This is a genomic window from Mycobacterium pseudoshottsii JCM 15466, from assembly GCF_003584745.1.
Lineage (GTDB): Bacteria > Actinomycetota > Actinomycetes > Mycobacteriales > Mycobacteriaceae > Mycobacterium > Mycobacterium marinum.
The window spans coordinates 3,044,394-3,070,162 of the sequence record NZ_AP018410.1 but is presented as its reverse complement, the minus strand read 5'-3'; the positions used below and the strand labels follow the sequence as shown (position 1 = coordinate 3,070,162).

Sequence of the window (25,769 nt, the reverse complement as noted above, 5' to 3'; positions counted from 1 at the left end):
CCTCGGCCAGTCGATGATTCCGCGCCGGGCGGCTAGGTCAGTGAGCAGCGGTAGCGCATTTGGTCGACCGGGGTGTCGCCGATGATCTCGGTGCGACGCGTGCCGTCGAAATTCCATCCATCGCGTTCATAGAAGCGCCGAGCGCGGGCATTGCCATCCAGGACCCATAACACGGCTGCGGTGACGCCAACCCGCCGCAGCCGTTCCCGGGCGGCAGTCATGAGCAACCGTCCGACGCCGGTGCAGACATGCTCGGGATCGACATAGATCGCCCGGAGCTCACCGAAGTTCGACAGCTCCGTGTCGCGGGATAGACCGGTGGTGGCCAGGCCGCGGATCGCCGAACCGTCGACCGCCACCTGGATGGAGGGTAGTCGCAACCCCATCCGGCCAACGGTGTAGCGGTCGACCCAGTCTTGCGGGCTGAGATTGTCGAGGTAATCCTGGGAAATCAGTCCCCGGAATGCCCACTGCCACGAACGCACATGCACCCGGGCCACGTCATAGGCATCCTCCGGGGTGGCTGCGCGGACCTCGATCATGGTTGCAGTATCGAGACTGTCTGCCGCTATGGCCATTCAATCGGCGTGCGCGCCCATCACCAGGGCCATTTGCGCAGCGGAGCCGTCAGTGCTGTGCTTGGCGGGTCGACTAGTTGACACCCGTCAAAGTCGGGGAGGGCGAAATGGCAGATTCGACAACCATCGGCGTCAGGGTCCGGGACAAAGTCATCGTGATCACCGGCGGTGCACGGGGAATCGGGCTGGCAACCGCGACCGCGCTGCACAAGCTGGGTGCCAAAGTCGCGATCAGCGACGTTGACGAACCCGCTGTGAAGGAGGCCGGCGCCGACCTCGGCCTCGAGGTGTACGGCAAACTCGATGTCACCGACCCAAATTCCTTCTCGGACTTCCTCGATCAAGTCGAGCGCCAACTCGGCCCGCTCGACGTGCTGGTGAACAATGCCGGCATCATGCCTGTCGGGCGGATTGTCGACGAGCCGGATTCGGTGACCCGGCGCATTCTGGACATCAATGTCTACGGCGTCATGGTGGGCAGCAAGCTGGCGGCTCAGCGAATGGTTCCCCGCGGGCGGGGCCACGTCATCAACGTCGCATCGCTGGCCGGCGAGATCTACGTGGTGGGCCTGGCCACCTATTGCGCAAGCAAGCACGCGGTGATCGCATTCACCGATGCCGCCAGGATCGAATACCGCACCACCGGGGTGAAGTTCTCCATGGTGTTGCCGACCTTCGCCAACACCGAACTCGCGTCGGGGACGCCGGGGATGAAAGGGTTCAAGAACGCTGAGCCCTCTGACATCGCCGACGCAATCGTCGCGCTGGTGGCCAATCCCAAGCCTCGCGTGCGGGTCACCAAAGCGGCCGGCGCCATGATCGCCTCGCAGAAGTACCTCCCCCGCTGGCTGTCCGAAGGCCTCAACCGACTCCTCGGGGGTGAGCATGTCTTCACCGACGACGTCGACGCCGCCAAGCGCGAGGCCTACGAGGCCCGCGCCCGCGGCGAAACCGGAGAAAGCTGAGCGCCGTCAACGGGTTGTTCATCGACGGCACGCACAATCGATGAGATGAGCCCAGAAAATCGTGCCACCAGCGAACCCGCTCCCCTGTCCGACGACGACCTGGCCCTCATTGACGCCTATTGGCGCGCCGCCAACTACCTGTCGGTCGGTCAGATCTATCTGCTGGACAATCCACTGTTGGCCGAACCGCTGGTGCCCACGCACGTCAAACCCCGGCTGCTGGGTCACTGGGGCACCACCCCCGGCCTCAATCTGATCTACGCGCACCTGAACCGGATAATTCGCGAGCGCGACGCCAACGTCATCTACGTCACCGGGCCCGGCCACGGGGGGCCCGGACTGGTGGCCAATGCGTACTTGGAAGGCACCTACAGCGAGGTGTACAGCGCCATCGCGGAGAACACCGACGGAATGCGGCGGCTGTTTCGCCAGTTTTCCTTTCCGGGCGGGATTCCCAGCCATGTCGCGGCGCAGACGCCCGGGTCCATTCATGAGGGCGGCGAGCTCGGCTACGCGCTGGTGCATGCTTACGGCGCGGCCTTCGACAACCCCGACCTGGTGGTCGCCTGCGTGGTCGGTGACGGTGAAGCCGAGACCGGTCCACTGGCGACAAGCTGGCATTCGAACAAGTTCCTCAACCCCGCCATCGACGGGGCGGTGCTGCCGATCTTGCATCTCAACGGCTACAAGATCGCCAATCCGACCGTGCTGGCCCGCATTCCGCATGACGAGCTCGAATCGCTGTTGCGCGGCTACGGCTACCGGCCCATCACGGTGGCCGGCGATGATCCGCCCCGTGTGCACCAGCAGCTGGCCGGCGCGCTCGACGAGGCGTTCGACGAGATCGCCGCGATTCAGCTCGCCGCCCGCACCGGCGGCGATATCAAGCGGCCGGTATGGCCAATGATCGTGCTACGCACCCCCAAGGGCTGGACGGGGCCAAAAGTCGTCGACGGCAAGAAGGTCGAGGGCACCTGGCGATCCCATCAGGTTCCGCTAGCTGACACCCACGACAACGCGCAGCACCGTGACCAGCTTGAAGAATGGCTGCGCAGCTACCGGCCCCACGAGCTGTTCGACGATCACGGCAAGCTGCGAGCGCAGCTGCGGGCGATGGCTCCCAGCGGCAATCGACGGATGAGCGCCAACCCGCACGCCAACGGCGGGCTCTTGTTGCGTGACCTCGATCTGCCCGACTTCCGCGACTACGCGGTGCAGGTCAACAGCCCGGGCACCGAAATCCACGAAGCCACTCGGGTACTCGGGACATTTCTGCGCGATGTGATCAGGCGAAACCCGGATCGATTCCGTCTGATGGGTCCGGATGAGACGGCGTCGAATCGGCTCAGCGCCGTATTCGAGGCAACCGGCCGAACCTGGCTGTCGGAGACCACGGCCGATGACGACCACCTTTCGGCCGAAGGCCGCGTGATGGAGGTGCTGTCAGAACATCTGTGTCAGGGCTGGCTGGAAGGTTATCTACTGACCGGCCGCCACGGCATGTTCGATTGCTACGAGGCCTTCGTGCATATCGTCGACTCGATGTTCAATCAGCACACGAAATGGCTTTCCACCAGCCGGGAGCTGCCGTGGCGGCGGCCGATCGCATCGCTGAACTACCTGCTGAGTTCCCACGTGTGGCGGCAGGACCACAACGGCGCTTCCCATCAGGATCCCGGGTTCATCGACCTGGTCGCCAACAAGCGTCCGGAGGTGGTCCGCGTCTACTTGCCGCCGGACGGGAACACCTTGCTTTCGGTTGCCGACCACTGCCTGCGTAGCCGCAACTACGTCAACGTCATCGTCGCCGGCAAGCAGCCCGCGCTGGCTTATCTGGATATGGACGAGGCCATCGCGCACTGCACCCGGGGACTGGGCATCTGGCAGTGGGCGAGTACGGCCAGCGGCGAGCCCGACGTGGTGCTGGCCTGCGCGGGAGACATTCCGACGTTGGAGACACTGGCGGCCGCCGATATCCTGCGTCGCGAACTGCCCGACCTGGGTGTCCGGGTGGTCAACGTCGTCGACATCATGCGTTTGCAGCCGGAGTCCGAGCACCCCCACGGCTTGCCGGACCGCGAGTTCGATGCGCTGTTCACCCGCGACAAGCCGGTCATTTTCGCCTACCACGGCTATCCATGGCTGATCCACCGCCTTGCTTACCGTCGTGCCAACCATGCCCGCATCCATGTGCGCGGGTTCAAGGAGCGAGGCACCACGACTACGCCGTTCGACATGGTGATGCTCAATGACCTGGATCGCTTCCACCTGGTGATCGACGTCATCGACCGGGTGGTGGGCCTGTCCAGCCGGGCTGCGGTGCTGTGGCAGCGGATGGCCGATGCGCGCCTGGCAGCGCGCCAGTACACGCGTGAGCATGGTGAGGACGACCCGCGAATTGCGGATTGGGCCTGGGAGCCGAGCGAGCAGAGCGAGCTTGGCGAGTGATGGGAGCGAGGCGACCTGTTGGGTTTGGGAGCCGAGCGAGCAGAGCGAGCTTGGCGAGTGATGGGAGCGAGGCGACCCATGCTTCGGCGCTAGCCTGTGTAGGTGGCGCATGTGTTGACGGTCAACTTGGCTCGTACCCGGGCGAATCCCGACGTGCGTTCGACGTCGGAATTGACGGGTATCGACAAAGTGGCGGCGGATGAGGCGGTAATGGTCCGTGCCCCCGGGCCCATGCAAGGGGGCCTGGGGAGCGGTCTGGTCGGGGACACCATCGGCAATCACAACTTCCATGGGGGTGACGATCAGGCGGTGTACGCCTACTCGTGAGAAGACCTTGACGCGTGGGAGGCGCAACTGCAGCGCACCCTCACCAACGGAATCTTCGGCGAAAATCTGACGACCTCGGGCCTCGACGTCACTGGCGCGCGGATCGGGGAACACTGGCGTATCGGCGCCGACGGCTTGGTGCTGGAAGTCTCCGCGCCGCGGGTCCCGTGCCGCACGTTCGCGGCGTTCTTGAATCTGAAGCAATGGATCAAGACCTTCACCCAGGCCGGCAAGCCCGGCGCCTACTTACGGGTGATCTCGCCGGGAACGGTGCGCGCCGGCGACACGATCACCGTCGACCACCGGCCTGATCACGACGTGACCATTGGGCTGGTATTTCGTGCTCGGATGGCTGAACCCGACCTGCTTCCCAAGCTGCTGGCGGCAGATGCGCTGCCGGCGGAAATCAAGGCGGATGTGCGCCGTCGGCTGGCGTCCAACACTGGCTGAGCGCGTCGGCCTCGGCGACTGTGAGCAAGTAGACACTCGACGTGCGTCGGTGCGCATACGACAGCAAGGAATCACCGGTGAGCACGGCGCCGCGGGGCGGCCCGATCCTTTCGAGCTGCTGTTGGCCCCGCCGAGTTTGTAAGGGTTGTCTGCCCTTTCGGTGATGTGGGCCGAGGAGACGAGCGGGCGGCCGCATCTCGCGGCCGCCCCGGTTGCCCTTGCCTGCAGTTGGCCGGTACCGCTGGCGCCGACGAAAAACGGAGGTGGACGACCGCCCCGCAGGTAGAATCGGTCGGCATGCGTGACCATGCGACGACGGCCCCTCACCCGGATGCGCTAGTGACGCAGCTTTCCGCGCTGCACAGGTTGCGTATCCACCTTGATGTCGCGGTTGTTGTGGTGGTGTTGGTGCTGACAAATCTTATTGCGCACTTCACCACGCCGTGGGCGAGCATCGCGACCGTCCCGGCGGCCGCGGTCGGGCTGGTCATCCTGGTGCGTAGCAGGGGTCTGGGCTGGGCCGAGTTGGGGTTGGGGCGGGAGCACTGGAGATCTGGGATGTTCTACGCGCTGGCCGCGGTTGGCCTGGTGGTCCTGGTGATCTCGGTAGGTGTGCTGTTGCCGATGACTCGGCCGATGTTCATGAACAACCACTACGCGACGGTTTCTGGCGCCGTGATTGCCTCTATGGTCATCATCCCGCTGCAAACGGTCATCCCCGAGGAGCTCGCCTTCCGCGGGGTGCTGCATGGGGCGCTGAATCGGGCTTGGGGATTTCGCGGGGTGGCGCTGGCGGGATCATTGTTGTTCGGACTTTGGCACGTCGCGACGTCGCTGGGACTGACCAGTAGCAACGTCGGTTTCACCCGGTTGTTCGGTGGCGGGATAGTCGGGATGGTCGCCGGCGTCGTCTTGGCGGTCCTGGCCACCGGGGCCGCCGGCTTCGTCTTCAGCTGGTTGCGCCGCCGCAGCGGAAGCTTGATCGCGCCGATCGCCCTGCATTGGTCGCTGAACGGCGTGGGTGCCCTGGCGGCCGCTGTGGTCTGGCACCTGTCGAGCTGAACCTCGTTACACGATCAACACCGCGGCGCCGGCGATGCGGCCCGCGCTGAGGTCGCTGAGCGCGCGGTCAGCCTGCCCGAGCGGGTATTCGGGCGTGGTGACCTCGATATGATGCTGGCCCGCAAAGTTGAGGAAAGCCCGGGCATCACCGCGGGTGTTGGACGTCACCGACCTGATCTGACGTTCCTGGAACAAGTGACGCTGATAGTTCAGCGGCGGGATGTCGCTGAGATGAATCCCGGCGACCGCCAGGGTGCCACCACGGTCGAGGCCCGCCAGAGCCGGCAACACCAGCTCCCCTACCGGGGCGAACAGGATCGCGGCATCCAACCGTACCGGTGGTGGGTCGGCGGCCCCCTGAGCCGATGCGGCGCCAAGCTCGAGTGCCAACTCACGCGCCTCGGCTCCACGGGTCATCACATGCACCTCGGCTCCCTGGGCCAACGCGACCTGTGCGGTGATGTGCGCGCTGCCGCCGAACCCATACAGGCCCAACCTGCCGCCGGGTGGTAGTTCGGCCCGCAGCAGGGAGCGGTAACCGATGATGCCGGCGCACAGCAGTGGGGCCAGCTCGCTATCGCTGTAGCCGCTGGGCAGATGGTGGGCAAACGCCGCGGGAACGGTGGTGAATTCTGCGTATCCCCCGTCAGCGTCCCATCCGGTGTAGAGGGACTTCGGGCACAGGTTCTCATCGCCACGGCGGCAGTACTTGCACACCCCGCAGGTGTGGCGCAGCCAGGCGATGCCCACCCGGTCGCCGACGGCGAACTCGTCGCCGGCCTCGGCCCCTACTTCTACGACCTCTCCGACCACCTCATGTCCCGGCGTCACCCGCTTCCGGTGCACCGCCAGATCGCCCTCGGTGACGTGGAGGTCGGTGCGGCACACGCCGCATGCTCGCACCGCCACGAGCAGTTCGGAGGGCGCCGGTCTTGGTACTTCGACGTTCACCCGCTCCAGCGGGCCGGTGTCGATGGGACCGGGCCGGCGCACCTGCCATGCGCTCATCGTCGGGGTACTCGCGGGTGCGGCCATCAGTCCATGATGACGCTATCGCCAGGGACGGCTCGACCCGCCACGGTCAGCAGGGATCCAACGCGCTAGTGGCGGGCCTTGCCCGCGATCCAGAGCAGGATCACCGAGCCCAGGATCGCGGTGAACAAGGTGAACCACCAGCCGCCGGCGGCGGTGTCGACAAAGAAGCTCAGCAAGAAGCCACCGATCAGCGCGCCGACGACGCCGATCACGATATTCATCAGAATGCCGGATCCGGCGCCTTTGACGATCTTGCCGGCAATCCACCCGGCGAGCGCTCCGATGATAATGTAGCCGAGCCAGCCGACACTGGTCAAGGTGCTGGAGCGAGCCAGGAATTCGGTAGCTGCCATGACGTCCATCGGGATCTCCTTGCAATCACTGGCAAGGTCCAACTGCGGTGTCGGACCGTGACTTCGGTATACCCCGTTCGGGTAACGATGGGGATGCGATTCTGCGAAGCCAAGAATATCCCCGCCTAGTTGGCGGGGACTATCTTGTCAGGGGCAGTACGGCCTTAGGTCGGTTGTGTTCGCGGTGCTGGGGCGACGGTCGGAGCCACCCCAGCGGCCGGCGCGGGAGCCGGTGCGGGGACGGGTTCCGGCGCGCCCGGTTGCGGCGCGGGCTCACCCGGCGCAGGCGCCGGTGCCGGTGCCGGTGGTGGCATCCACGGCCGGATCGACTCCGCCAGTACCTTCGCCGCACCCTTGTCGACGGGGTCATTCGAGGTTCCCAGCCAGACCACAAACCAGCGCTGCGGCGGTCCTTCGTTGGGCGTGCTGCCCGCGGGAGTGCCGACTACGCCGGTCCAGATCTGTCCGTTGGGCTTGGACTCATCGCTGAACTTCACTTCGTAGTACGACGCGCTTCCGGTTATCCCGTTGGCGTTGAGCGGAATGGTTTCCTGATTGATCCGGGTGCCGGGATAAGGCATGAAGAACTCACCCATATCCGATCCCAGCCGGACGGCGGCCTTGGGATTGGTGGCCTCCGCGCTGGCGTAGAGCTTCTGGTCCAACCGCCCCAACACGACTCGCGTGTCGTTGGCAATCGGCGGGGCCTGTCCTGGCATGGGTGGCTCGCCCGTCATCTTGCTCAGCAGCGCCGACTCGTAGTCGAGGTGCGAAGCGTCGGACTCGACCCAGCCCGCCGGAACGACGAAGCTGAAACCACCGACCGCATTGTTGACCCGCCCGGGCTCCGGTGCATTCGGGTCAACCACCGGTGGCGGTGGGGCGTTGGGGTCAGCTGGTGGTGGTGGTGGGGCGTTGGGGTCAGCTGGTGGTGGCGGTGGGGCGTTGGGGTCAGCTGGTGGCGGTGCGGCATTGGGATCCGCCGGTGGCGCCGCGGTGGTCGACGGTGCCGGCGCAGGCGCCGGGTCGGCGCTGGCGGTCGCCGGAAGGGCAATGGAGACAACGCTGGCACTGCTCACCGCTGCGAGCGCTAGCGTTGTCCAGAGTCCGTGGCGACGTCGCTTGTTGGGGTCCACCTCACGCATGGCGACGAACCTACCGTGTTATGGCCGCGAAGCAAGGATGGCCTGCCCATGTCTTCGCTGATCGTGACGGACCCGGTGGCAATCCCCTAGCGGGCTACCTGGCGGCGCAATGCTTGATGTAACGCCACCTCATGAGCCTTGACGCTGAACCACACTCGCGCCCCGGGCGTCAGCTTCAACTCGGCGGCAGCGTCGACGGTGATGCTCGCGGCCAGGCCGGGCAAGCCGTCGGGCTGGTCCTCACTGCGCACCAACACGGCCGGCCCACGAGTCTGTAGATCTGCCACGGTCACCTCGGCCGTATTGCGTGGGCTGCCGTGCGGCGGTTCGAGGTGCACTGCCACCGCGGTCGGCGGGAACACGGCGATGGCGTCTTGCCCAAAATCGAGCGCTTCATCGAGGTCTCGGGCCGGTGTTCCCCTCCATTGGCTACCGAAGCGGGTGTGCAGGGACCCGTCACGGCCGATGGTGCCGCTGACCAGGTTGACCCCCGCGATGCGAGCTCCGAAATTGCTGCGCGGCGCGGCCAGTACGTCGGCGGCCGCGCCGATTTCGGAGATCCGACCGGCCTCGAGAATCAGCACCCGATCGGCCAGTGTGCATACATCGAGCAGGTCATGAGATATCAAAATTACGGCGCATCCGCTGTCGACCACCATGGCGCGCAGCACCGCCCGGATGGCCGCGGCCGCGGCGACATCGAGTCCGGTCAGCGGCTCATCGAGCAGCAGCACATCTGGTTCGGCCGCCAGCGCCCGGGCGATGGCGACGCGCTGGACTTGGCCGCCGGACAGCTGTCGCGGCCGGCGATCTACCAACTGCTCGGCGCCCACCTTGGCTAGCCACCGCAGTGCCGATTCGCGTTGCTGGCGGCGACCGGAGCGCAACGTGCCGCGACGGTGATGTGGACCGAACGCCACGTTGGCGCCCACGCTCATGTGCGGGAACAGCAGCGGGTCCTGCAGCAGCAAACCGACTTTGCGGTCGTGGGTTGCCACGTCGATGCCCGCGGCGGTATCGGTCAGCACCCGCTCGCCTAGACGAACCACTCCGTTGTCAGGGCGAACCAGCCCGGCGATGACGTGTAAGACGGAAGACTTTCCGGCGCCGTTGGGCCCCAGGATCGCCAGCACCTCGCCCGCCGCCACCGAGAACTCGACGTCTAGACGACGGTCCGCAACGACCGCGCGAAGCTCTAGCGCGCTCACACCGCGCCGTCCCGTGTCGGCGGCACCGTGCACGCCTGAATTCTGCGAATTGCGCCTGACGTCACGACCCGCGAAATCCGCGCCATACTGTCGGCACTGGGCACCCGATTTGCCCACCACTACGACGCATGCTCACACCCTAAGTGACGGCGAGCATGACCGATGGCCGGTCGCCGCGAGCGGCTAGTGGTGTCCGCTGAAGATGATTCGCATCATCTTCAGATTGATGCGGACGAATCGCCACATCTGCACCGGAAGATTCTGCCGCATGCGCAGTTTGGCTCCGGTGGGTAGTGGGGCGTCGGCAATGCGTTCGGCGGTCCGGACATCCACGTCTGAGCCGCTTTTGTCCGCGTCTGTAAGGTCCATGGAAGCGCCTTTCATTCAGGGATCAGCCACCAGAACGGCCTGGCCTTGGCCTTGTAGATGAACAGGTAGTGCAGCAGCACCTTGATCCAGTGCCCCGCCAGGCCAAGCTCACCGGAGGTGCCGCTGATGTCGCGGCCGGTCTGCGGGTAGCGCACCGGGTCGGGCACGACCGGAAACATGGTCATCGCGGCCGCCGAACCCTCACGCAGGCCGGTTCCGGCCGAGGCGATGCATGCGGCGCCCATGGTCGCCATCGAGGCTTGGTGGGCCGGACTCGCGGCGTTGTTGGTGATGCGATCGCGAATGGTCTCGGCCACGGTCTTGGCCATGATGCCCGACGGCATGCCGGTTCGGGGTGGGCTGGGGGTGATCACCGTCCCGGTAACGCTCTTGCGCGGTTTGGAGATTGGGTGCGGCGGCGCGAACGCGATGCCGGGCGCGAAGATGTTCGGATAGGCCACGGATTCGTAGCTGTGTGGCCAGTCCTCGGCGGTCCACTCGTCGTAGGGCTTGCCCGAATAGTCGGCGTCGACCTTGAGGAAGCCCGATGGCGCGAACAACGTGGACGTGATGTCGTTGCCGTCCCGGTCGTAGGCGGCCAGGCTGGCGCCCCTAAATGGTGGCAGCAGCATCGCAAAGTCAAAGTCCAGATCGTGTTCTTTGCCGTCGAGCTGTTCGTAGCGCAGCTTGCCGTCCATCACCTCGTGCACGTGGGCCTGCGTGATCGCCTTGACGCCACGTTCGCGGAATAGCGATTCGGTCCACAGCCGGCTGGACTGCATGAATCCCTTGTCGACGAATCTCATGCCGTCGACCCCGAAATGACCCAGCTCGTACTCATTGGTCAGATAGATGACCTCGGCCAAGTCGCGCACACCGGCGGCGCGCAGTCGATGTTCGACGTTGAAGGTGTACTCGAACGCTGCCCCTTCGCAGGTGCAGGTGCCATGCCCGACACCGATAACGAGGCGCTGCCGCTGGCCGGCCCGCAACTTGGCGATGACCCCGTCGAGCGCCTTGGCGGCCTCGGTGGCGTGGTCGGCAGTACACACCGAATACGAGTGCCCCTCGGGACCGAGGCCCGGCGTCGCCGCGAAATTCAGCTGAGGGCCCGTCGCATTGATCAAATAGTCGTAGCTAAGGCTGCCGGTCTCGCCGCGTCGCCCTTCCTCGGTGTACGTGAAGTCCACCGACGGTGTCTGCTGTTCACCGGTGCCCTCGGGCCGGATAGCGGTTGCCAACGCCTGGTGAAAGACGATGCCTTTGCGCTGGTAGATCGGTTTGAGGGGAATCAACACCTTCGTCGGTTCCATCCGCCCCACGCCGACCCAGATATTGGATGGAATCCAGTTCCAGTCGGCGTTCGGAGAGATAACGACGATCTCGTGTGCGCGGGGAAGCCATCGGCGCAGGTGCAGCGCGGCGGTATGGCCCGCGATGCCGGCGCCGAGGATAACGACTCGTGCCATTGGTCGCTCCTTGATTGAACTCAACTACAGCTGAGGTAGCTAGCCGTTCATCATTCTATACCCCCTAGGGTATTTTGTTAAGTGGTATCGACGATCGGATGTCCAGTGCGGCCACCGACGCAATCTGGGGCTACCCGCATTGCGCGCGCGGCATGGAGTCCTCCGGCGCGGCTTGGATAAGTTGTGTAGGTGGGTCATTCAGATAACAACGTGAACGCCGGAATGCTGGGCGGTGTCTCTGAAACCGCATTGCTGACCCTCAACGGCAGGGCTCACCAAGCCGCCAAGCCGAACCCGATCATCGATGACCCGATGGCGATCAAACTTGTTGAATCCATCGATTTCGACTTCGAGAAGTTTGGACGCCGCGGCCAAGAGATGGCGTTGCGATCGCTGGCCGTTGATCGGTGTGAGATCGCATACCTCACCAAGCATCCGGGGGCTACCGTGGTGGCGCTCGCGGAGGGCTTTCAGACCGGGTTCTGGCGGGTGAGCAATGCGCTACCAGATACGCAATTTCGTTGGGTATCGCTCGATCTGGAGCCCGTAATGGAACTGCGGCGGCGCCTGCTGCCGGATTCTGCGCGCGTCACCAACCTCGCACAGTCCGCCTTGGACTACACGTGGATGGACAAGGTCGACTCGCGCGCCGGCGTCTTCATCACCGCCGAAGGTCTACTGATGTACCTGCAGCCCAATCAGGCAATGGAGCTGATCAGTCAGTGCGCCAAGCGCTTTGCCGGTGGACAGATGTTCTTCGACCTGCCACCCACCATCGTCAAGCGGGTTGCCCCCAAGGGTATGCGTGCCTCCAGGCGCTACCGCGTTCCGCCGATGCCATTCAGCCTGTCGGTGAACCAGCTCGCGAGGCTGGTCGACACCGTGCCCGGAATCCGCGCGGTGCACGATGTGCCGATGCCCGAAGGCCGCGGGCTGTTCTTCAGGACCCTCTACCCCGCCCTGTGGCGTTTCCCGCCGATCAAGCCATTCCGCGGCGCCTACGTCCTGCTCGAGTTCGACTGACCCACCCGAAGCTACCCCGCCTGGCCGCCGGTCAATCGGCGCGCCCCCAGGCTCAGAACCACCAGCGCGGCCACCGCGACCAGCAGCAGTGACAATGCGATCGCCGCGTCGGGATCATTCACCCGCTGCAGGTAGATCTCGAGCGGCAGCGTGCGGGTGACACCTTGGCGGGATCCGGCGAAAGTCAAGGTTGCGCCGAACTCCCCCAGCGACCGGGCGAAGGCGAGTACAGCACCGGACACCAGACCCGGCATCAGTAGCGGCAGCGTGACCTTCCACCAGACCGCGCTGGGCCGCGCTCCCAGCGTCGCCGCGACAACTTCATAGTCCGCGCCCGCGGTGCGCGCCGCTCCCTCGAGCGATACCACCAGGAATGGCAGCGAGACGAACGTCTGCGCCAGCACCACGGCCGTCGTGCTGAACGCGATCGTGATACCGCCCGCCTCTAGGTAACGCCCGATCAGGCCAAGTCGGCCGAATGCGTAGAGCAGCGCGATACCCCCCACTACCGGTGGCAGCACCAGCGGCAGCAGGATCAGCGGCCGCATCAGCCGCATGAGCCGCGCCCGGCTACGGGCCAGGACCAGCGCCATCGGCACGCCCAGGAGTACGCATATCGCGGTGCTCGCCGAGGCGGTCTTCAAGCTCAGCACGAGTGCCGTCCGAGACGACGTGCTGGTGATCAGGGACCAGAAATTCGGCCAATCGACCTTGGCCGCCATCGCGACCAGCGGCAGAATCACCAAACCCATCCCCGCGGTAGCGGGTAGGTAAACCCAGCGGGGCAGCTCCGGTGGTCCGTGCATATCGGCTCGTCAGGGCTTGGCGAAACCAGACTGATCCAGGATGCGGCGTCCTGTCTCGGCCGTGACCATGTCGACGAATTTACGCGCCAGCCCCGGTTGGGGGGCGTTGCTGAGCACCGCGATGGGATAGACGTTCACCGCGGGTGCGGCCTGGGGAAACTTGATAGTGCTCACGGTGCTTCCCGCGCTCATCGCATCGGTGAGGTAGACCAGCGCGGCGTCGGCTTGTCCGGTCGTGACCTTGTTGAGGACATCGGTAACGCTGAGTTCTTCACTAACCGGGTTGAGGTGGACCCCGGTGCCGTCTTCGATGCGCTGCGTGGCCGCGCCACAGGGCACCTGCTGCTGGCAGACCACAACGGTTAGATCCGATCGAGAGAGGTCGGCGAACGATCCGACGTGCTTCGGATTGCCCGGCGCGGTGACGATGACCAGTGTGTTGGAGGCGAAGTTCGTCGGATCTGCGGCGAGCAGACCGGCTTTGGCGACCGTGTCCATCTGAGCGGTGTCCGCTGAGGCGAAGACGTCCGCGGTGGCGCCCTGGGTGAGTTGGGTGGCCAACTCGGAGGAACCGGCGAAATCGAGCTCGACACCGACGCCCGGGTTGGCGGTCTTGAACCGTTCACCTATCTGGGTGAAGGCGGTCTTCAGCGATGCCGCGGCAAAGATCGTGATCGAGCGAGCACCTTCGGCCGGCCGTGACGGCGAACCGCAGCCCACCACCCAGACCAGCAGCGCCGACACCATGCCGGCCAGCATCCCGACCCGAGTCACCGGTCAAACCTAGCAGCGACCTCGGAGGCTTCTGCCAGCGAGAACGGGCGGGTCCGTTGCTGACGAATCGTTACCCAAATCATCTGCTCGGCGCGACCGCGCGGAGTTTCGTCAAATTGCTACTGTCCAGTAACATGGGTGCGGATTGATGCCATAACATGCTGAGATCCCAGGCAACAATCCTGTGGTGTGTGACCATCGGGACGATGTTTTCAACGCGCCGAGTGGAAACATAAACGCTGGTGAAGTGCCAGGGTCTGGGTTCAACGGTGAACACGAGGAGGTCATGGCAGTGGAGGTGCTGGTCACCGGCGGCGACACCGATCTGGGACGCACAGTAGCCGAGGGCTTTCGCGACGACGGTCACAAAGTGACTCTTGTCGGCGCCCGGCGCGACGATCTCGAGGTGGTCGCCAAGGAACTCGACGCAGACGCGATCGCCTGCGACATCACCAATCCGGCCAGCCTGGCAGAGGTGCGCGGGTTGTTCCCCCACCATCTGGACACCATCGTCAACGTGCCGGCGCCGACCTGGGATGCCGGCGATCCGCGCACCTACTCGCTGGCGGACACCGCCACGGCGTGGCGCAATGCACTGGACACCACCGTGCTCTCGGCGGTGTTGACCGTGCAGTGTGTCGGCGACCATCTGCGATCTGGCGGTTCGATCATCAGCGTGGTGGCGGAGAACCCACCAGCGGGCAGCGTCGACGCGGCGATCAAGGGTGCCCTGTCGAATTGGGTCGCCGGGCAAGCCGAGATCTACGGCACCCGCGGCATCACGGTCAACGCCGTGGCTTGCGGACGCAGTGTGCAGGCGGGTTATGAAGGGTTGTCGCGCACGCCGGCTCCGGTGGCCGCGGAGATCGCCCGGCTGGCGCTGTTTCTCACCACCCCGGCGGCTCGGCACATCACCGGCCAGACGCTTCATGTGAGCCACGGCGCGCTCGCTCACTTCGCCTGAGGCAATTCGGTTCTCTTGGCTTTTCGGAGCCGATCGCTACGGTAGAGCCCGTGGCTATCCGGCTTGGTTTCCAGATCCCGAGTTTCTCCTACGGTACCGGCGTCGACAAGCTTTTTCCGTCAGTCATCGCGCAGGCGCGCGAGGCCGAGGCGGCCGGCTTCGACTCGCTTTTCTTGATGGACCATTTCTATCAACTGCCGATGTTGGGGACACCGGACCAGCCCATGCTGGAGGCCTACACCGCCCTGGGCGCGCTGGCCACCGCTACCGAGCGGCTGCAACTGGGCACTCTGGTGACCGGCAATACGTACCGTAACCCCGCGTTGTTGGCAAAGATCATCACGACGCTGGATGTGGTCAGTGCCGGACGTGCGGTCCTCGGCATCGGCGCTGGATGGTTTGAACTCGAACACCGCCAGCTCGGCTACGAGTTCGGCACCTTCACCGACCGATTCAATCGGCTCGAGGAGGCGTTGCAGATTCTTGATCCGATGATCAAGGGTGAGCGTCCGACCTTCTCCGGGAGTTGGTACCAAGCCGAATCGGCGATGGCCGAACCCCGTTACCGTGACCGCATCCCGATCTTGATCGGCGGCGGGGGTGAGAAGAAGACCTTCCGCATCGCCGCCCACTGGGCCGATCATCTCAACATCGTCGCGGCGCTGGATGAATTGCCTCGCAAGATGGATGCCGTCGCCGCCCGATGCGAGGAAGCGGGGCGGGATCCATCAACACTGGAAACCAGTGTGATGCTCACGGTGGTGGTCGACGAGAAGGCCAAGGTGGAGCGCCTTCCCGCAGAGACGAGCAGGCGCATGGTGACCGGCAGCCCGGCACAGATCGCCGATCAGGTGCAAACCAAAGTGCTCGACACCGGCATTGACGGCGTGATCATGAACCTCTCCGCGCACGGCCACTCCCCCGGCCTGATCACCACCGTTGCCGAGGCACTGCGCCCGCTGTTGACCGGGTAGGCCGCTCAGGGTTTGTGCGATGAGCCGCCGGTGGGAGGGCGGATCCGGTTGCGCCGGTGTGGCTAATTACACATGCTCACGAGTTGGGCTTGCGGGCCTGGTTTGACTAGGGTGTAGCTAACTGCAATGCGCCCGTCAGGAGATCCGTCAGGAGCAGCGTCACATGAGCCCCCAGCCAGAAACCACAGCACAAGCACGTCCGCGCCATCGTGTTGTCATCATCGGATCTGGCTTCGGCGGACTCAACGCGGCAAAGAAGCTCAAGCGTGCCGACGTCGATATCAAGCTGATTGCTCGCACCACCCACCACCTGTTCCAGCCGCTGCTCTACCAAGTGGCTACCGGAATCATCTCCGAAGGTGACATCGCGCCGCCGACACGCGTGGTCCTGCGCCGGCAACGCAACGCGCAGGTGCTGCTGGGCAACGTGACCCACATCGACCTGGCCAAGCAATCCGTCGTGTCGGACTTGCTCGGTCACACCTACGAAACCCCATACGACACCCTGATCGTCGCCGCGGGCGCGGGCCAGTCCTACTTCGGCAACGACCACTTCGCCGAGTTCGCACCTGGCATGAAGTCGATCGATGACGCGCTGGAACTACGCGGACGGATCCTGAGCGCCTTCGAACAGGCCGAACGGTCGCGTGATGCGGAACGACGGGCCAAACTGCTGACGTTCACAGTCGTCGGGGCCGGACCCACCGGTGTCGAAATGGCCGGGCAGATAGCCGAATTGGCCGAGCACACGTTGAAGGGCGCGTTCCGCCACATCGACTCCACCCGGGCGCGGGTTATTCTGCTCGATGCCGCTCCGGCGGTGCTGCCGCCGTTTGGCGACAAGTTGGGTGAGCGGGCGGCGGCACGGCTGCAGAAGCTGGGGGTGGAAATCCAGCTCGGCGCGATGGTCACCGACGTCGACCGCAACGGCATTACCGTGAAGGATTCCGACGGCACCATCCGGCGCATCGAATCCGCGTGCAAAGTGTGGTCCGCCGGTGTCCAGGCCAGCCGGTTGGGCCGGGACCTTGCCGAGCAGTCCGAGGTTGAGCTCGATCGAGCCGGCCGGGTCCAGGTGCTGCCCGACTTGTCGGTCCCGGGACACCCCAACGTGTTCGTCATCGGCGACATGGCTGCGGTCGAGGGCGTGCCCGGGGTAGCCCAGGGCGCCATCCAGGGCGCGAAGTACGTCGCCACCACGATCAAGTCCGAGCTGGCCGGTGCCAACGCTGCGGAACGCGAGCCGTTCCAGTACTTCGACAAGGGCTCCATGGCCACGGTGTCGCGTTTTTCCGCGGTGGCCAAGATCGGTCCAGTGGAGATCAGCGGCTTCATCGCTTGGCTGGCCTGGCTGGTCCTGCACCTGGTGTACCTGGTCGGGTTCAAGACCAAGGTCAGCACGCTGTTGTCGTGGACGGTGACCTTCCTGAGCACCCGGCGTGGTCAACTGACCATCACCGAACAGCAGGCTTTCGCCCGGACGCGGCTGGAGCAGCTGGCCGAGTTGGCTTCCGAGGCGCAGAGCACCGAGGCGCGACAAGCCAGCTAGGCCGGTGTGGTCGCGGCCGACTCGCAGCGTGACTATCCGACTCCGCGGCGCCCGGTGACCGCAATGACCTCTAGCCGATCAACCGTTCCGCTTGCCACGTACTAAGAGTTCCGCCCTCGGCGAGCTGCAGCACTGTCGAACCGGCCTCGATTGCATCAGTGAACTCCCCTGTGGGGTAGCGTAATTCGCTGACCGTCGCGCGGGGAGCGCAAATCACGTCATCGGCCAGTGATCCAGCGCCCAGTTCCATCCGGTGTCGCAGCATCGGACGACCGTCCAGGTCCGCATGCAGCGATCCCGACCAGAATCCTTCCCGCTCACCACATCTGCCGATCTGGATGCGCTCGCGCAGACGGACCCGGCTAGCGCCATCCAACTGCACCGTGACAGACGACAGATGCCGGGCGGCAGCGGCGACGATTGTCGGCTCGAGGTCCACATCCAGCTCCCCGGCAACCTCGATTTTCCAGCGGGCTCGGGAAGTCATGGTCTGTGCGCCGGGCAACACCACGGCCGCGGCCGCACTTCGCAATCGCAGCGACGCCCCCTCCTCAACGATGATCTGGAGGTCGAAGCTGTCGCCCCCTAGCGGCGTTGCCGCAGCCGACACCAGAAAAACGGTGTCGGCTGCGGTGCAACGGGCCGCAATGCCGCCCCGGCATCGGATGCGCGGCAGCCGGTTTCGCGACGCGACCAGCAGAACCTCGGAGTGCATCAGCCTGCGGCGGCCAACTGACTGCGCACCCAGTCCAGTACCTTCGTCGCGGCGGGGTCCTCGGTCAACGACTGCAACACGGTCGGACGTCCGTCGCGTACCGCTTCGGCGTCGCGAGCCATCACCTTCAGATCGGCGCCCACCAACGGGGCCAGATCGGTCTTGTTGACCACCAACAAGTCTGAAAAGGTCACACCGGGTCCGCCCTTGCGGGGAACCTTGTCGCCGCCGGCTACATCGATGACGAAGATCTGCACATCCACCAGGCCCGACGAGAAGGTGGCGGTGAGGTTGTCACCACCGGATTCGACCAAGATCAAGTCCAGCGCGTCGTGTGCGGCGATCAAGTCGTCGATCGCATCCAGGTTGGCGGTGATGTCGTCGCGGATCGCGGTGTGCGGACAGCCACCGGTTTGCACCGCGGTTATCCGGCTGTCTGGCAATACCGCATGCTTGCGCAGAAAGTCGGCGTCCTCGGTGGTGTAGATGTCATTGGTCAGCACCGAGAGCGACAGCTCGTCTCGCAACTGCCGACATATCGCCGCCACCAGTGCGGTCTTGCCGGATCCAACTGGGCCCCCGACCCCGATCCGCAACGGCTCCCCCGGCTTTCGAACCCGCCGTGGCCGGTCGTGATGGTCGTGGGTGTGATCATGGGAATGCTTGGCCATGCAATACCTTTCATGAGGCGAACAAGGGCCGCTCGCGTTCGGCGTGATGTTGCGCCAGCGTATCGAGCAGTGGGTCGGACAAATCGGCCAGTCCGATTGCCGCTTCAGCGGCGGTAGTCGTGCACAGCTCAGAGAGCTGGAACGTGAGCACGGCCACGTCGGTGGGATCCAGCGCGAGCAGCCGCTGGGCAGCGGTAGCCGAGCCGGTCATCGTGGTGTAGACAAGTTGCAGGGCAAGGTGTTCGGGGGTTAGCCCCGCCAGCGCTCCCACTCGGCCTGCAGCCACCGCCAGATGGGGTTTTGCGCCGAGGGCGTCCCAGTCCGCTTCCGGCCAGATCGCCCGAGCCAGCCGCACCAGCCCTCGTCCCTGGCTACGTGAGGCATCCCGCGCCGCGGGCGAAGGTGTGCGGGCGTCGGTTTCCCGATCTGCGCCATCGGGGGCCAGATCGCCTCGCTGCACAGCGGCAGCGATGGACGCGGTAACCAGGCCGTGGCTGCGGATGCGTCGCTTGAGAAACGCCTCCAGGCTTGATAGGTTGGTCACCAAGCCGGCGGTGATGGCCTCCTCGACGCCGCCGGAGTGCACGTGGGCACCGGTGGGTAGCCGAGAATCGGCCAGGGTCAGGAGCATCGCGAGCGTGGTCACTAGAACAAGAAATACCGTTGCGCCATAGGGAGTTCGGTGGCCGGCTGCTGTTCCCATACCTCGCCATCGATACGCACGGTGAACGTATCGGGGTCGACCTCGATGCGCGGCTGTGCGTCGTTGAGTGGCATGTCGGCCTTACCGACGGCCCGGACATCGGCCACCGGAACTAGTCGGCGGTCGACGGCGATCTGATCTGCCAGACCGGCCTCGATGGACTGTGCTGCGACGAAATGCACGGAGGTCGCCGCTGCCACGGCCGGCGACGCGCCGAACATCGGGCGCGGAAGCACCGGCTGAGGCGTGGGTATCGAGGCGTTCGCATCGCCCATCGCGGCCCAGGCGATGGCGCCACCCTTGACCACCGCGTGCGGGCGTACCCCGAAAAAGGCCGGCTCCCACAACACCAGATCGGCGAGCTTTCCCACCTCCACCGAGCCGACCTCGTGGTCGAGACCGTGCGCGACGGCCGGGCAGATGGTGTATTTGGCGACATAGCGCCGTGCTCGATTGTTATCGGCCGAATAGCGGCCCGACGGGTCGCCCTCCAAGGCGCCGCGGCGCTGCTTCATGACGTGCGCGGTCTGCCAGGTCCGCATCACCACCTCGCCGACCCGGCCCATCGCCTGGGAGTCACTGCCGATCATCGAGATCGCTCCGATGTCGTGCAGCAGGTCTTCGGCGGCGATGGTGGATGGCCGAATCCGACTCTCCGCAAATGCCAGATCTTCAGGAATCCGTGGGTTGAGGTGATGGCACACCATCAACATGTCGAGGTGCTCGTCGAGGGTGTTGACGGTGTGCGGGCGAGTCGGATTGGTGGAGCTGGGCAGCACGTTGGGATGTGCCGCAACGGTGATGATGTCGGGGGCGTGCCCGCCTCCGGCTCCCTCGGTGTGGTAGGTGTGAATGGATCGCCCGGCGATCGCGGCCAGCGTGTCCTCGACGAAGCCCATCTCGTTGAGAGTGTCGGAGTGTAACGCGACTTGAACACCGGCGGCATCGGCGACGGTCAGGCACGCATCGATCGCCGCCGGTGACGAACCCCAGTCTTCGTGAAGTTTGAAACCTGATGCCCCACCACGCAATTGCTCCCACAACGCGTCGGGATTGACGGTGTTGCCCTTGCCCAGCAGCGCGATGTTGACCGGCCAGGAATCGAGGGCTTCCAGCATCCTGGCCAGATGCCATCCCCCGGGCGTGACGGTGGTGGACTTGCTGCCTTCCGCTGGGCCGGTGCCGCCGCCGATGATGGTGGTGATACCCGAACCGAGGGCCTCGGCGATGACCTGAGGACAGATCAAGTGCACATGGCAGTCGATGGCACCCGCGGTGACGATGCGCCCGTTTCCGCCAATGATCTCGGTGGACGGTCCGACCACTAAGTCGGGATGAATACCCGACATGATGTTGGGGTTGCCGGCCTTGCCGATTGCGACGATGCGCCCGTCACGAATGCCGATATCCGCCTTGATGATTCCCCAGTAGTCAATGATTACCGCGCCGGTGATCACGGTGTCGGGCGCGCCCTCGGCCCGCGTGACACGCCCCTGGCCCATGGACTCGCGCAGCACCTTGCCGCCGCCGAACACCGCCTCGTCCCCCGCCAGTCCGGGCCCCCCGCAACGGTCTTCGGTGATTTCGACCAGCAGATCGGTATCTGCGAGCCGGATCCTATCGCCAGTGGTCTGACCGTAGAGCTGTGCGTAGCGCTCCCTGGACAGCCGCGCCATCAGTCGTCCAATCTTCCAGGTGGATTCAGCGTCAGCCCGTACACCGCGCGTCTGCCCTCTAGCGGCACCAGGCTGACGGTGTGGGCAACGCCCGGCTCGAAGCGGACCGCGGTGGCGGCCGGAATGTCGAGACGGTAGCCGTGGGCGGCAGCGCGGTCGAACGACAGCGCCGCATTGGCCTGCGGAAAATGGACGTGACTTCCGACCTGTACCGGGCGGTCGCCGGTGTTGACGACATTCATCTCGATGCGCTGGGCAGTCGTGTTGATTTCGATATCGCCTCTGCCGTAGTGGATTTCACCGGGGATCATCGGATCGGATGATGGACGGTGACCAATTTGGTGCCGTCCGGGAAGGTCGCCTCAACCTGCACGTCCGCGATCATCTCGGGCACTCCTTCCATCACATCGTCTTGACCCAGGACCTCACAACCGCTGGCCATCAGCTCGGCCACCGTGCGGCCGTCGCGTGCACCTTCAAGGACGTGGTCGGTGATGAGCGCTACGGCCTCGGGGTGATTGAGACGCAAGCCGCGAGCCTGTCGGCGGCGGGCCACCTCGGCGGCGTAAGACAGCAGCAATCGCTCCTGTTCGTGCGGCGTCAAGCGCATGCTTTGGGATCCTGCCACGCCGTGACGGTTCTGGCCTTTCGAGGCGAGAGTGACTGAGGTCACCCGTCGCTGGGCGGCGCCTCGAGATTCTGCAGCCGCACCTGCCCGCGAGCGATCACATGATCGGCGTCGTCGGTGATCACGACCAGCCACAGCTGCTGGCGTCGGCCGCGGTGTAGTGGCTCGGCGGTGCCGTAGACGGTCCCCGAGCTGATCGCGCGCAGAAAGTCGGTGCTGTTGTTGACGCCCACCACACCGCCGCCGCCGCGGGTGCTCAGCCAGGTGAACGCGGCCATGCTGGCCATGCTTTCGACCATCGAGCAGTAGACACCCCCGTGGATTAGGCCCATTGGCTGCAGGTGCTTGGACTTGACCTCGAGCTGCGCACGGGCGCCATCGGCGGTGAGTTCGGTGAACTCCAGGCCCAGTTCAACATCGAAAGGTGGAGAAACTGTGGGCGGGATGGCTACGGCGGGGTCCGCCTCCGGCGACGATCGCACGTTCTTGTGTCTACACCATCGGCGTCTGACCAGCGTTGCGGATCTACCAGACGCCTGCGGACCGCTCCGGGCGCAGCTATTCCGGCCGCAAAAACGGGCGAGCCCCGTGCACTAGGCACGGGGCTCGCCGATCGAGTAGACCGGGGGTCACTGCAGCCCTCAGGACTCCGGCACGGTCATTGTTGCTCGACCAGAACTACAATAGGCAAGGCTGCCCTAATTTCGCAAGCATCGACTGCGTAACATTGTCGACGTGTCGTCCCTACGCATCCCGGGTACCTGTCCTGGGTCGGCTGTCTCCCGATTGCTCGGACCGCGGATGTCTCCGGATTTGCCTGGAACTAATCGCGGTTGGTTACGACAGCCGGTAGTAAGCCGGAGTACTCTGGATTCAAAGCTGATGGAGCCGATGGAGCTAAACGAACTATGGCCAAGCTGACGCGCCTGGGGGATCTGGAACGCGCGGTCATGGATCACCTGTGGTCCACCCCCGAACCCCAGACAGTTCGACAGGTCCACCAAGCGCTCTCGGCGCGGCGAGACCTCGCCTACACAACCGTGATGACGGTGCTGCAGCGGTTGGCTAAAAAGAACCTGGTTTCTCAGATCCGCGACGACCGGGCGCACCGGTATGCACCGGTGCACGGCCGTGACGAGCTGGTCGCCGGGCTGATGGTGGATGCGCTGGCCCAAGCCGAGGACTCGGGTGGCCGGCAGGCCGCGCTGGTGCACTTCGTCGAGCGTGTCGGAGCCGACGAGGCGGACGCGCTTCGCCGAGCGCTCGCCGAATTGGAAGCAAGTCATCGCATTCCGCCATCTGCTGGCGCTCCGGTGGACAGCTGAGGGAGACTAGCAGCGTGTCCGCGCTGGCCTTCACCATCCTCGCGGTGCTGCTGGCCGGCCCGACACCGGCCTTGCTGGCACGCGCCACGTGGCCGTTGCGCGCACCTCGCGCCGCAATGGTGCTCTGGCAAGCGATCTCCCTGGCCGCCGTACTTTCCGCCTTCAGTGCCGGAATCGCGATTGCGACCCGATTGCTCATGCCCGGTCCCGACGGGCGGCCCACGGCCGGCATCATCGACGCCGAAGGCCGGCTCGGTTGGCCGCTGTGGGCGGCCTACGTTTCCGTCTTCGCGCTCACCGTCCTCGTGGGGGTACGGCTGGTGGTCGCGGTGGTGCGTGTTGCCATCGCCACCCGGCGACGGCGGGCCCGTCACCGCATGGTCGTCGACCTGGTCGGAGTGGGGCACGAAGCGACCTTGGCCCAGCCTTGCGCGCGGACTCGCGATCTGCGCGTGTTACACGTCGCGCAACCACTCGCCTACTGCCTGCCCGGGGTACGTAGCCGGGTGGTGGTCAGCGAGGGGGCGCTCACCACGCTCAGCGACGAAGAAGTCGCGGCAATACTTACCCACGAACGGGCCCATCTACGGGCCCGCCATGACCTTGTGCTGGAGGCGTTTACCGCCTTCCACGAGGCCTTTCCGCGGCTGGTTCGCAGCGCCAACGCATTGCGCGCGGCGCAGCTACTGGTTGAACTGTTGGCCGACGACGCGGCAGTGCGCGCCGAGGGGCGAACCCCACTGGCCCGGGCCCTGGTCGCCTGCGCGTCCGGGCGGGCACCGTTGGGCGCCCTAGCCGCGGGCGGTCCCAGCACGCTGGTGCGGGTGCAGCGGTTGTCGGGGCGAGGCAACAGCCTGGCGCTGGCCGCGGCCGCCTACGCGGCCGCTGCGGTGGTGCTGGTGGTGCCCACCGTGGCGCTGGCCGTACCGTGGCTCACGGAATTGCAGCGGTTGTTCGACCTCTGACGCGCCGCGACACGCCTCGGAGTTTCTATGCCACAGTGGGTCGGACTAGCGTTCGGAAGAGCTTTGGCATGAGTTCTCTAATCTGAGTGGCCTCACCGAAAGGCAAGATATGAGTTCGTCGGAATCGAGCACCGCTACCGCGCAGATCGGTGTTACCGGCCTGGCCGTGATGGGTTCGAACATCGCCCGCAACTTTGCCCGACATGGCTACACGGTGGCCTTGCACAACCGCTCGATCGCCAAGACCGACGCGTTGCTCAAAGAGCATGGAGCTGAAGGCAAGTTCGTCCGAAGCGAGACGATCAGCGAGTTCCTCGCCGCGCTCGAGACGCCGCGCCGGGTGCTGATCATGGTCAAGGCGGGCGAGCCCACCGATGCCGTGATCAACGAACTCGCAGATGCCATGGAGCCCGGCGACATCATCATCGATGGCGGGAATGCGCTCTACACCGACACCATTCGCCGTGAGAAGGCGGTGCGTGAGCGCGGACTGCATTTCGTCGGCGCGGGGATCTCCGGCGGCGAGGAGGGCGCGCTCAACGGGCCATCGATCATGCCCGGCGGCCCCGCCGAGTCCTACACCTCGCTGGGCCCGCTGCTAGAGGAGATCTCGGCACACGTCGACGGCGTTCCGTGCTGCACTCACATCGGGCCGGACGGGTCCGGGCATTTCGTGAAGATGGTGCACAACGGCATCGAGTACTCCGACATGCAGCTCATCGGCGAGGCCTACCAGCTGCTCCGTGACGGGCTGGGGATGAGCGCCCCGCAGATCGCCGACGTGTTCAGCGAGTGGAACAAGGGCGATCTGGACAGCTATCTGGTGGAAATCACTGCCGAGGTGCTGCGCCAAACCGATGCGAAGACCGGAAAACCCCTCGTCGACGTCATTCTGGACCAGGCCGAGCAGAAGGGCACCGGTCGCTGGACCGTGAAATCCGCCCTCGACCTCGGGGTGCCGGTGACCGGCATCGCCGAAGCCGTCTTCGCGCGAGCGCTGTCGGGGTCGGTGCAGCAGCGCGCGGCCGCGGTTGGGCTGCCTTCGGGGCGGCTGGGCGACAAGCCCGCCGATCCGGACACCTTCACCGAGAACGTCCGGCGGGCCCTGCATGCCTCGAAGATCGTGGCCTACGCGCAGGGGTTCAACCAGATCCAGGCCGGCAGTGCCGAATTTGGCTGGGACATCACTCCGGGCGACTTGGCCACTATTTGGCGTGGCGGCTGCATCATTCGGGCCAAGTTCCTCAACCGGATCAAAGAGGCGTTCGACGCGGAGCCGGCCCTGGCCAGCTTGCTGGTCGCGCCCTATTTCCGCAGCGCCATCGAATCGGCCGTCGACAGCTGGCGCCGCGTGGTGTCCACGGCGGCTCAATTGGGTATACCGACCCCCGGGTTCTCGTCGGCCCTCGCCTACTATGACGCGCTGCGCACCGAACGGTTACCCGCCGCACTCACCCAGGCCCAGCGCGATTTCTTCGGCGCGCACACCTACGGGCGGATCGACGCGGCGGGCAAGTTTCACACGCTGTGGAGCGCAGATCGCAGCGAGGTGCCGGCCTAGCCCGGCGAGAACGGCTCAGCGAAGGG

General features: G+C 65.3%; 26 protein-coding genes and 1 pseudogene. 11 read left to right on the top strand and 16 right to left on the bottom strand.

From position 1 onward, the window contains the following. Positions 1-32: 32 nt before the first annotated feature. Entirely contained in the window at positions 33-542 is a 510-nt protein-coding gene (locus MPSD_RS13845) for a GNAT family N-acetyltransferase (protein WP_015355520.1), read from the bottom strand. 143 nt (positions 543-685) lie between these two features. Here MPSD_RS13845 and MPSD_RS13840 point away from each other — a divergent pair, with 143 nt between their 5' ends. The 4 genes and pseudogenes from MPSD_RS13840 (at position 686) to MPSD_RS13825 (ending at position 5,830) form a co-directional block, all read left to right on the top strand. After that, a complete protein-coding gene (locus tag MPSD_RS13840) occupies positions 686-1,543 on the top strand; it encodes an SDR family oxidoreductase (protein ID WP_020787452.1) in 858 nt (285 codons plus the stop codon). 45 nt (positions 1,544-1,588) lie between these two features. Further along, positions 1,589-3,991, top strand: a complete 2,403-nt coding sequence (locus tag MPSD_RS13835; protein ID WP_086084985.1) for a phosphoketolase family protein — start codon at positions 1,589-1,591, stop codon at positions 3,989-3,991. A gap of 111 nt (positions 3,992-4,102) precedes the next feature. Further along, positions 4,103-4,768, top strand: a pseudogene (locus MPSD_RS13830) (MOSC domain-containing protein). 297 nt (positions 4,769-5,065) lie between these two features. Continuing rightward, the gene (locus MPSD_RS13825) at positions 5,066-5,830 is read left to right on the top strand and encodes a CPBP family intramembrane glutamic endopeptidase (protein ID WP_036426592.1); all 765 of its coding nucleotides are present in this window, start codon (positions 5,066-5,068) and stop codon (positions 5,828-5,830) included. A 6-nt stretch (positions 5,831-5,836) separates the two neighbouring features. Here MPSD_RS13825 and MPSD_RS13820 read toward each other — a convergent pair whose 3' ends face one another. From MPSD_RS13820 to MPSD_RS13795, 6 genes are all read right to left on the bottom strand, one after another. Next, the gene (locus MPSD_RS13820) at positions 5,837-6,865 is read right to left on the bottom strand and encodes a zinc-binding alcohol dehydrogenase family protein (RefSeq protein ID WP_086084986.1); all 1,029 of its coding nucleotides are present in this window, start codon (positions 6,863-6,865) and stop codon (positions 5,837-5,839) included. Between the two features lie 65 nt (positions 6,866-6,930). After that, a complete protein-coding gene (locus MPSD_RS13815) occupies positions 6,931-7,227 on the bottom strand; it encodes a GlsB/YeaQ/YmgE family stress response membrane protein (RefSeq protein WP_020725276.1) in 297 nt (98 codons plus the stop codon). A 155-nt stretch (positions 7,228-7,382) separates the two neighbouring features. Beyond that, entirely contained in the window at positions 7,383-8,363 is a 981-nt protein-coding gene (locus tag MPSD_RS13810) for an alanine and proline-rich secreted protein Apa (RefSeq protein ID WP_086084987.1), read from the bottom strand. Between the two features lie 86 nt (positions 8,364-8,449). Next, positions 8,450-9,571 (bottom strand): sulfate/molybdate ABC transporter ATP-binding protein, encoded by a 1,122-nt coding sequence (locus MPSD_RS13805; RefSeq protein WP_011740881.1) that lies wholly within the window; start codon positions 9,569-9,571, stop codon positions 8,450-8,452. Positions 9,572-9,754: 183 nt separating this feature from the next. Then, positions 9,755-9,940: a hypothetical protein gene (locus MPSD_RS13800; protein WP_015355512.1), complete on the bottom strand. Its 186-nt coding sequence runs from the start codon at positions 9,938-9,940 to the stop codon at positions 9,755-9,757. A gap of 11 nt (positions 9,941-9,951) precedes the next feature. After that, a complete protein-coding gene (locus tag MPSD_RS13795) occupies positions 9,952-11,409 on the bottom strand; it encodes an NAD(P)/FAD-dependent oxidoreductase (RefSeq protein WP_086084988.1) in 1,458 nt (485 codons plus the stop codon). 189 nt (positions 11,410-11,598) lie between these two features. Here MPSD_RS13795 and MPSD_RS13790 point away from each other — a divergent pair, with 189 nt between their 5' ends. After that, positions 11,599-12,432 (top strand): class I SAM-dependent methyltransferase, encoded by an 834-nt coding sequence (locus MPSD_RS13790; RefSeq protein ID WP_020787459.1) that lies wholly within the window; start codon positions 11,599-11,601, stop codon positions 12,430-12,432. Between the two features lie 11 nt (positions 12,433-12,443). Here MPSD_RS13790 and MPSD_RS13785 read toward each other — a convergent pair whose 3' ends face one another. Further along, positions 12,444-13,238, bottom strand: a complete 795-nt coding sequence (locus MPSD_RS13785; protein ID WP_020787460.1) for an ABC transporter permease — start codon at positions 13,236-13,238, stop codon at positions 12,444-12,446. Positions 13,239-13,247: 9 nt separating this feature from the next. Further along, on the bottom strand, positions 13,248-14,012 hold the full coding sequence (gene modA, locus MPSD_RS13780) for a molybdate ABC transporter substrate-binding protein (protein ID WP_015355508.1): 765 nt from the start codon (positions 14,010-14,012) through the stop codon (positions 13,248-13,250). A gap of 286 nt (positions 14,013-14,298) precedes the next feature. Between modA and MPSD_RS13775 the strand changes: the two genes are divergently transcribed. The 3 genes from MPSD_RS13775 to MPSD_RS13765 all read left to right on the top strand — a co-directional run bounded on the left by MPSD_RS13775 (position 14,299) and on the right by MPSD_RS13765 (position 17,499). Next, positions 14,299-14,976 carry an SDR family oxidoreductase gene (locus MPSD_RS13775; protein WP_012394441.1) on the top strand — a complete coding sequence of 226 codons (678 nt, stop codon included), beginning with the start codon at positions 14,299-14,301 and terminating at the stop codon, positions 14,974-14,976. 50 nt (positions 14,977-15,026) lie between these two features. After that, positions 15,027-15,950 carry an LLM class F420-dependent oxidoreductase gene (locus MPSD_RS13770; RefSeq protein ID WP_012394440.1) on the top strand — a complete coding sequence of 308 codons (924 nt, stop codon included), beginning with the start codon at positions 15,027-15,029 and terminating at the stop codon, positions 15,948-15,950. A gap of 163 nt (positions 15,951-16,113) precedes the next feature. Next, positions 16,114-17,499 carry an NAD(P)/FAD-dependent oxidoreductase gene (locus MPSD_RS13765; protein ID WP_011740889.1) on the top strand — a complete coding sequence of 462 codons (1,386 nt, stop codon included), beginning with the start codon at positions 16,114-16,116 and terminating at the stop codon, positions 17,497-17,499. Between the two features lie 70 nt (positions 17,500-17,569). Here the strand turns inward: MPSD_RS13765 and MPSD_RS13760 are convergent, their stop codons facing one another. Genes MPSD_RS13760 through MPSD_RS13730 form a run of 7 tightly spaced genes read right to left on the bottom strand, consistent with a single transcriptional unit; the run spans position 17,570 to position 22,338 of the window. Next, complete coding sequence (locus MPSD_RS13760; RefSeq protein ID WP_012394439.1) at positions 17,570-18,214, bottom strand: urease accessory protein UreD; 645 nt, start codon at positions 18,212-18,214, stop codon at positions 17,570-17,572. Beyond that, on the bottom strand, positions 18,214-18,885 hold the full coding sequence (gene ureG / locus MPSD_RS13755; RefSeq protein ID WP_015355505.1) for an urease accessory protein UreG: 672 nt from the start codon (positions 18,883-18,885) through the stop codon (positions 18,214-18,216). The genes MPSD_RS13760 and ureG overlap by 1 nt, the downstream gene beginning before the upstream one ends. Before the next feature lie 10 nt (positions 18,886-18,895). Beyond that, positions 18,896-19,531: an urease accessory protein UreF gene (locus tag MPSD_RS13750; protein ID WP_012394437.1), complete on the bottom strand. Its 636-nt coding sequence runs from the start codon at positions 19,529-19,531 to the stop codon at positions 18,896-18,898. After that, on the bottom strand, positions 19,531-21,264 hold the full coding sequence (locus tag MPSD_RS13745) for an urease subunit alpha (protein ID WP_020787461.1): 1,734 nt from the start codon (positions 21,262-21,264) through the stop codon (positions 19,531-19,533). The genes MPSD_RS13750 and MPSD_RS13745 overlap by 1 nt, the downstream gene beginning before the upstream one ends. Then, on the bottom strand, positions 21,264-21,575 hold the full coding sequence (locus tag MPSD_RS13740; RefSeq protein WP_011740894.1) for an urease subunit beta: 312 nt from the start codon (positions 21,573-21,575) through the stop codon (positions 21,264-21,266). Before MPSD_RS13740 ends, MPSD_RS13745 begins: the two co-directional genes overlap by 1 nt. Beyond that, a complete protein-coding gene (locus MPSD_RS13735) occupies positions 21,572-21,874 on the bottom strand; it encodes an urease subunit gamma (protein WP_015355503.1) in 303 nt (100 codons plus the stop codon). The genes MPSD_RS13740 and MPSD_RS13735 overlap by 4 nt, the downstream gene beginning before the upstream one ends. A gap of 59 nt (positions 21,875-21,933) precedes the next feature. Continuing rightward, positions 21,934-22,338, bottom strand: coding sequence for a PaaI family thioesterase (locus MPSD_RS13730; protein WP_369797355.1), 405 nt, complete (start codon positions 22,336-22,338; stop codon positions 21,934-21,936). A 462-nt stretch (positions 22,339-22,800) separates the two neighbouring features. On the opposite strand from MPSD_RS13730, the gene MPSD_RS13725 reads away from it, so the two are divergent. The 3 genes from MPSD_RS13725 to gndA all read left to right on the top strand — a co-directional run bounded on the left by MPSD_RS13725 (position 22,801) and on the right by gndA (position 25,743). Then, a complete protein-coding gene (locus MPSD_RS13725) occupies positions 22,801-23,217 on the top strand; it encodes a BlaI/MecI/CopY family transcriptional regulator (RefSeq protein WP_012394433.1) in 417 nt (138 codons plus the stop codon). A gap of 14 nt (positions 23,218-23,231) precedes the next feature. Continuing rightward, positions 23,232-24,182 (top strand): M56 family metallopeptidase, encoded by a 951-nt coding sequence (locus tag MPSD_RS13720; protein ID WP_086084989.1) that lies wholly within the window; start codon positions 23,232-23,234, stop codon positions 24,180-24,182. A gap of 109 nt (positions 24,183-24,291) precedes the next feature. After that, positions 24,292-25,743 (top strand): NADP-dependent phosphogluconate dehydrogenase, encoded by a 1,452-nt coding sequence (gene gndA / locus MPSD_RS13715; protein WP_020787463.1) that lies wholly within the window; start codon positions 24,292-24,294, stop codon positions 25,741-25,743. The last annotated feature ends 26 nt before the right edge of the window (positions 25,744-25,769 follow it).